The organism is Streptomyces sp. NPDC057486 (assembly GCF_042802415.1).
GTDB classification, from domain to species: domain Bacteria; phylum Actinomycetota; class Actinomycetes; order Streptomycetales; family Streptomycetaceae; genus Streptomyces; species Streptomyces yanii.
Genome location: NZ_JBHVEE010000126.1, coordinates 23214 through 29213, shown reverse-complemented (window position 1 = coordinate 29213; position 6000 = coordinate 23214). Strand labels below are relative to the sequence as shown.

Genomic DNA, 6000 nt, shown 5'->3' with positions numbered 1-6000 from the left:
CAGGGCCCTGCCGGACTGTGTGGTTACCGAACGTCGTAGGCGCGGGTGATGGTCTGGGTGACCGCGTTGCCGTTGGCGTCGGTGAAGGTGGCCTTCGTCATGACCTGCTTGCCGGCGGCGCCGGTGTGGTCGACGACCGCCGTCCACTTGCCGTCCTGCTGCTCGGTCGGCGCCTGGGTCCAGGTGGTGCCGCCGTCGTAGGAGTAGGACAGCGAGGCCGCCGTGATCGCGCCCGCGGTGTACCCGGCGTGGCCCTCGACCGACAGGCCGACCTTGATGCCGCTCTGCGCGGGCAGGGTATTCATGCCGTCCACCGGCAGGTCGTACGCCGGGTGCAGGAGCGGCAGGCCGCGGGAGTAGACGTCCGGCTCCCGGTGCGAGCGGAAGCTCCAGGTGGTGTCGGCAGCGGTGGTACGCAGCCAGTTGCGGTCCCCGGTGTAGATCTTCTCCAGGTGCTGGGTGAGCTCGTACGCGGAGTCCTCGTCCGGCACCTCGAACACGCCGTACGGATAGGCGAGTTTGCCGATCTGCTCACCGTTGCGCTTCAGCTTCAGGTTGCCGATGTCGCCGAAGGAACCGCCGTAGGTCCAGTGGTCGCCGGAGCCGTCGACCCAGAGGGCGTTCTGGATGCCGAACAGGTTGCCCTGCCGCTCGGCAGCCAGCATCAGGTTGCCGTCGGCGTCGCGCGCCGCGCCCGGCCGCAGGGGGCCGCCGTACCACTCCTCGGCGCTCCGCTGTCCGGCCTTGTAGGTGCGGTCCTGGTCGCTCATGAAGGCGGCGAACGGGAAGCTGGTCATCGCACCGTGGTACCAGGCGTCGTCGCCGGTCGTGTAGTAGGCGGTGCGGGTACCAGGCACGTGGACCGTCTGGTACAGGCTCACGGGGATCTGAGTGTTGCTGCTCCCGGAGGGACGGAGGAACAGCGCGTCGATGTAGTCGGCCTCCTTGCCCATGGCATGCCACGTCTCGGTGACCTGGGCCAGCCGGGAGTCATTCGGCTGGTAGGCCTGGTCGGAGTGCAGCGGGCCCTCGGTCGGGAACGACAGGTTGTAGACGTAGGACGAGCCGTCCTCGGAGCCGGTCGCGCGCCAGGTGGGCCGGAACTCGAAGGTGCCCGTCTGGGCGCGCCCGTCGATGTCCGCGTAGAACTTCTGCACGGCGCTGCCGGCCGTGAGTGTTCCGCTGAGCTGCCAGGTGTCGTCCCACGTGCGGGCGTAGTTCAACGTGGTGCCCTGCAGCGTCGAGGGGCGGTCGGTATGCAGGCTCAGCTGGTGGGCCTTGCGTGCGTCGAGGACAACGGTGGTGTCCTCGGTGATCCGCATCTGCGGGTGGGCGAGGTAGCTGATCGATTCGGGCGCGTTGCTCGCGTCGGGCGTCGCTACGAAGCTGCTGAGGGCGTAGTCGCCCGGGCGCACACGGTAGGTCTGCTCGGGCGCACCCGCGTTGGTGCGGCGCTCGCCCTCGTCGGAGTCGATGCTGGCGACGTCCAGGGAGGAGGTGCCGGTCGCGGGCTTGCCGTTGCGGTCGACGACCTTGACCCGGAGGGTGACCGTCTCCGGCTGGACGTAGAGGGTGACGGGCACGGAGACGTGCACATCGCCGTCGGTGGCCAGGATCCGGCCGGTGATCGCACCGTACTGGGCGTCCTTCAGACGGGCGGTGGGGTCGATCTGCAGCGGCACCTGAGCGGTGGCCCCCGCCGGGACCGTCACCTTGTTCTCCTCCGGCTTGATGATTCCGGAGGTGACGTCGCTGCCGTCGTTGCCGTGCACTCCGCTGACCTTCAGGTCCAGCGTGAGGTCGCTGTCGCTGGTGTTGGTGAAGGGCACCTGCACGGTGGTGCGGTCCGCGGCGTCCTGCGGCCAGTTGTAGCTGCCGGCCTGGACAGCCGGCGCGGAGAGCGCCTTCTGGTTCACCGCGCCGAACACGTCCAGGACCCCACCGCCGGTCTGGTCGGCTTCTGCGACCTTGCCATCGGTGCGGGCGGAGGAGACCAGGGCAGCCTTGATCTGCTGCGCGGTCCAGTCCGGGTGGGCCTGGCGGACGACGGCCGCGGCGCCCGCGACATGCGGGGTGGCCATGGAGGTGCCCGACATCGTCCGGTAGGCATAGACGCCGCGGCCGCCCGCACTGGCCGCCGAGATGTCGACGCCGGGGGCGGCGATCTCGGGCTTGAGGGTGTGGGTGACGGCCACCGGACCGCGGCTGGAGAACTGCGCGGTGGTGTCGTCGCGGTCGACGGCGCCGACGGTCAGCACGCCGGGCACGCAGCCGGGCGAGGAAACGGTCTCGGCGCCCGGGCCGGAGTTGCCGGCGGCGACGACGAACAAGGTGTGCTTGCTCTTCGACAGCTCCTGCGTGGCCTGGGCCATCGGGTCGGCGCAGTCGCCGATCCTGGGGTTGCCCAGGCTCATGGAGACGACGTCGGCCTGCTGGTCGACGGCCCACTGCATACCCGCGATGATCCAGGAGTCCAGGCCGTAGCCTGCGTCGTTGAGGACCTTGCCGATGAGCAGGGAGGCACCGGGGGCGACGCCCTTCTTGCGGCCGTCACTGGCCGCTCCGGACCCGCCGACCGTGGAGGCGGTGTGCGTGCCGTGGCCCACATAGTCGTTGGTGGTCTTGGAATCCGTGAAGTTCTTGGACGCGTCCACCCGGTTCACCAGGTCCGGGTGCTCGGCATCCACACCCGTGTCCAGCACGGCGACCTTGGTGCCCTTGCCGTCGTAGCCGGCCGCCCAGGCCTCCGGCGCGTGCACCTGCTTGGTGGACCGGTCCAGCGTGGCCTCGACCTTTCCGTCCAGCCACAGCTTCTTCAGCGTGGAGCCAGAACGTGAACGGGGGTTGGTGATGTCCTGCCAGAAGGAGACGGCGGTGTCCTTGCCCGCCTTGAGCGCGACACCGTCCACCGCCGGGAGGCTCAGGCCACGCTCGGACCCGCGAGGGGCCGCCGGCGCACTCTCGGCAACGTTCACGCTGTTCCGGTAGGTGGCGATGAGCGGCAGCGTGTCGGTGTGTGTGTCGTCGTATCCCTGGCGGATGAGCCCAGTGACGTTGAACAGCTGCTCGTCGACCTTGCCCTCGGCGATCGCCTGGGAGGCGCCCGCGGGGTAGACGTAGAGGTCCTTGCCCCTCTGATAGGTCTGGACTATCGGCTGCGTGCCGTCCTCGCGGGGCAGTACGGCCGCAGAGCTGTGACCCGACGCGTCCGTGGTCACCATCACCTTGTCGCCGGTGACGAGCGTGACCGTCACCTGCTTGCCACCCTTTGTTGCGGTCCCGCCGCCGACGATGGGCTTCCCCGAAGCACCGTCAGGCGGTGTGTCCGCCGCCCCGGAAGGCGTGACCGCCGTGGCGGCCAGGACGGCGGCGGTCGCCGTGCCCAAGGCCATACGCGTTATGGAACGCATGAATCTCCCTATTCGAGCCATGAACGTCTGCCAAACTGCGGCTGCAGCCTGCCAGACGAGTGGATTGAGTGGGGATGCCGCGCGTGACGGGTTTCCCGCATGGCGGATTTCCGTCACGTGGTCACTTCCATCGGCTCGGTGGGACTTCGGACCTGACTGGTGGGGTAACGGCCTCACGCACGACAGCGAGCGGGCTCCCGGCGTCATGCGACTCTGCCTCCGGCGTTGTGGTCAATCGATGACGCTCCGCGCCGCGACGCCGCCTCCCATGTGCCGGTCGGTCCAACCCGCCAGGAGTTGGCGGCCGGCCTCGCTCGGCGACCACCAAGTCACGGAGGCTCCTCGGCCCTCAGGCCGACGAGGAGGTCAAAGCCAGCCTGCGCGTGCGGCGTGCCATCCGAGTTGCAGGCGCGAATCCGCTCCGGCCAGATCCATCAGACGGCGTGTCCGCCGCTCCACGGTACGTATGGACAGGCCGAGTTGAGCGGCCGCACGCCGGTCGGAGATGCCTGCCAGCAGCAAAGCAAGAACCTCCAGCTCCCCCTCGGTCGGCTGCTGATCGCCTGCCGGCTCCGCGCGCACACCCGTGGCGGTGGTGTACAGCGGCCGGGCCTCGGCCCATTCCTTCTCGAACAGATGGACCAGGGCCGTCAGCAGGCCGCTGCGGTGCACCACGATCGCGCTCGGCTCGCCGTCGGAGTCCGCCATGTCCAGTGGCACCATGGCGCGCTCCCGGTCCGACACGATCATCTTCAGCGGCAGCGAGTCGACCAGGCGAAGCTCGATGCCCGCCGTGATGCCCGCCCGTGCGTCCTTCGCCATACCAGGACCGTCGAGATAGTCCTTGGCAGCCACGACGCGGAAGTCGACTCCGCGGTCCAGCGCGGAACTCTCCGACATGTCGGCATCCTCGCGAGGCACCGCTATGGGCTCGCCGACGAGGAAGACCAGCAGCTCCTGCTGGGCGCCACGCTGCAGTTGATGGAAGCGATGTGCGACCTGCTGCACCCCGACGACCACCTCCACGACGCTGCCCGCAGGGTGTGCAGCGGTAGTGCGGTACTGCTCGGTCAGCATCGAGAACGCGGTCTCGGCCCGGTGCAGTGCGTTGCGCTGCTCGGCAAGGAACGGGGCCAGGGCCACTGAGGGGGGTGTGAGCCGGTAGCGAGCGGGCTGGCAACCGGCGTCACAGTCAGCCGAGTCAGGTGCCCCACTCCCGGCCTCGTCGGCGACCGCCACCAGGCCGCGTGTCGTCAGGTCAAGCAGGATGCGGGTGGTCTCGGCGCTCTCAAGTCCGGTCTGCCGGGCGAGGTCCTGCGCAGAGGCTGTCGGACGGGCCAGCAGTGCGGTGTAGATGGCCTCTTCAGCCGGTCCCAATCCCAATGCCTGCAGCATCCAGCTCCCCCTCGGGCGGCCTCCGTGTCTGGACCTTGGCGCAGCTCGGGTGGACCGAGCAGGCTCTTCCCGGCCGAACCGTATCCCACTCTCACGACATCGCCATTGGCCGGTGCTGTGATTTGCGCCCTGCACGCTGATCTGTCGACCACGCCCCTGCTCCCTGCCCCCGACCTGCACATCTGCGTCGCACGCGCCGCGGATCGGTTCGTCGTCCCGGTCCCCACAGACGTTTCCCCGCCTCACCTGGGCCGCTTCCCGGACCCCGGGCACGTCCGCACCCAGCGACATCGAATGCGACCGGGCCGAAGGAGTGCACGGGCCACACACACCGTGCACGTAGTGCTGGTCACCGCACACGGGACATCGTCCGGCGGGGCGCAGCTCCCCCACGGCCGGGCCTGCCTAACGTACGCGGAGTACACCACCTGCAAGCGCTGTCGTCACCAACCGGATCGGCCCTGCCCGCCCCGGCACCATTGAGGCCCAGCTGGCCACAGCCAACCCCGGCAACCACCTCGTGGACCTGCGCAGCGCAGTCGACGCGCCGAGGGCCGTACAGGCGTGGCTCAAAGGCCGGCACGGCACACGAAGCTTCGGCGCCATGGTGCCGCGCTGGACCTACCGCTTCAATCTAATCCCTTCCTCCTTGGCGGATGAGTACGACGGACTGGCCTACATCGCGGTCTCGTCCGCCTCCCTGCCTCTCCCAATCTCATAAACGGTCGTTTGTGAGAAGAGTTCGGCGCCTCGGGGCGCCTGAGGCGCTGAACTCCAGTCAGGTGTCGCGCGCTGCCCTCACTGCCGGTCGAGGACGGCAGCGGCCTGGTCCAGGATGTGCCGCCAGTGCGCCCGCTGCTGTTCGCGCTCTTCGGCGCTCGCCAGGTGCTCTTGGTGGAAGCGGAGCATCGTCCGGGCCCCGTCGGCGGTGGGGGCGAGGGCGACCTGGACCGTGGTGGTGCCGTGGGTGACGCGGATGCGGTCTTCCGGGCGGTAGCCGCGCACCTCACCCGTCACCCCTGCGGCCGTCTGGTAGGGGGCGCCGCGTTCCGGGACGAGGACCGCGCCGGGGCCGAGCCAGAGGGCGAGCCCTTCGGAGCTGCTGATGAAGTCCCAGACGACGGGCGCGGGGTGGGGCAGCGTGCGGGACACGCCGATCTGCCAGCCTGCGTCTTTGGTGAGTCCGGTGGGCATC

General features: G+C 69.4%; 3 protein-coding genes and 1 pseudogene. 1 reads left to right on the top strand and 3 read right to left on the bottom strand.

Translation table 11 applies throughout. The features are described from left to right. Positions 1-23: 23 nt before the first annotated feature. Both ACFU6I_RS38000 and ACFU6I_RS37995 read right to left on the bottom strand, forming a co-directional pair. Positions 24-3410 (bottom strand): S8 family serine peptidase, encoded by a 3387-nt coding sequence (locus tag ACFU6I_RS38000; protein ID WP_384375769.1) that lies wholly within the window; start codon positions 3408-3410, stop codon positions 24-26. Between the two features lie 366 nt (positions 3411-3776). Then, positions 3777-4805, bottom strand: coding sequence for a helix-turn-helix domain-containing protein (locus ACFU6I_RS37995; protein WP_384375766.1), 1029 nt, complete (start codon positions 4803-4805; stop codon positions 3777-3779). Positions 4806-5253: 448 nt separating this feature from the next. Here ACFU6I_RS37995 and ACFU6I_RS37990 point away from each other — a divergent pair. Further along, positions 5254-5526, top strand: a pseudogene (locus tag ACFU6I_RS37990) (erythromycin esterase family protein); the annotation flags it as partial. Positions 5527-5603: 77 nt separating this feature from the next. Here the strand turns inward: ACFU6I_RS37990 and ACFU6I_RS37985 are convergent. Continuing rightward, the gene (locus ACFU6I_RS37985; protein ID WP_384052363.1) at positions 5604-5999 is read right to left on the bottom strand and encodes an SRPBCC domain-containing protein; all 396 of its coding nucleotides are present in this window, start codon (positions 5997-5999) and stop codon (positions 5604-5606) included. Position 6000 lies beyond the last annotated feature (1 nt).

Excerpts from the sequence above, each read along its gene's own strand:
- ACFU6I_RS38000 (WP_384375769.1), bottom strand. The coding sequence starts at position 3,410 with ATGCGTTCCATAACGCGTATGGCCTTGGGCACGGCGACCGCCGCCGTC.
- ACFU6I_RS37985 (WP_384052363.1), bottom strand. The coding sequence starts at position 5,999 with ATGCCCACCGGACTCACCAAAGACGCAGGCTGGCAGATCGGCGTGTCC.
- ACFU6I_RS37995 (WP_384375766.1), bottom strand. The coding sequence starts at position 4,805 with ATGCTGCAGGCATTGGGATTGGGACCGGCTGAAGAGGCCATCTACACC.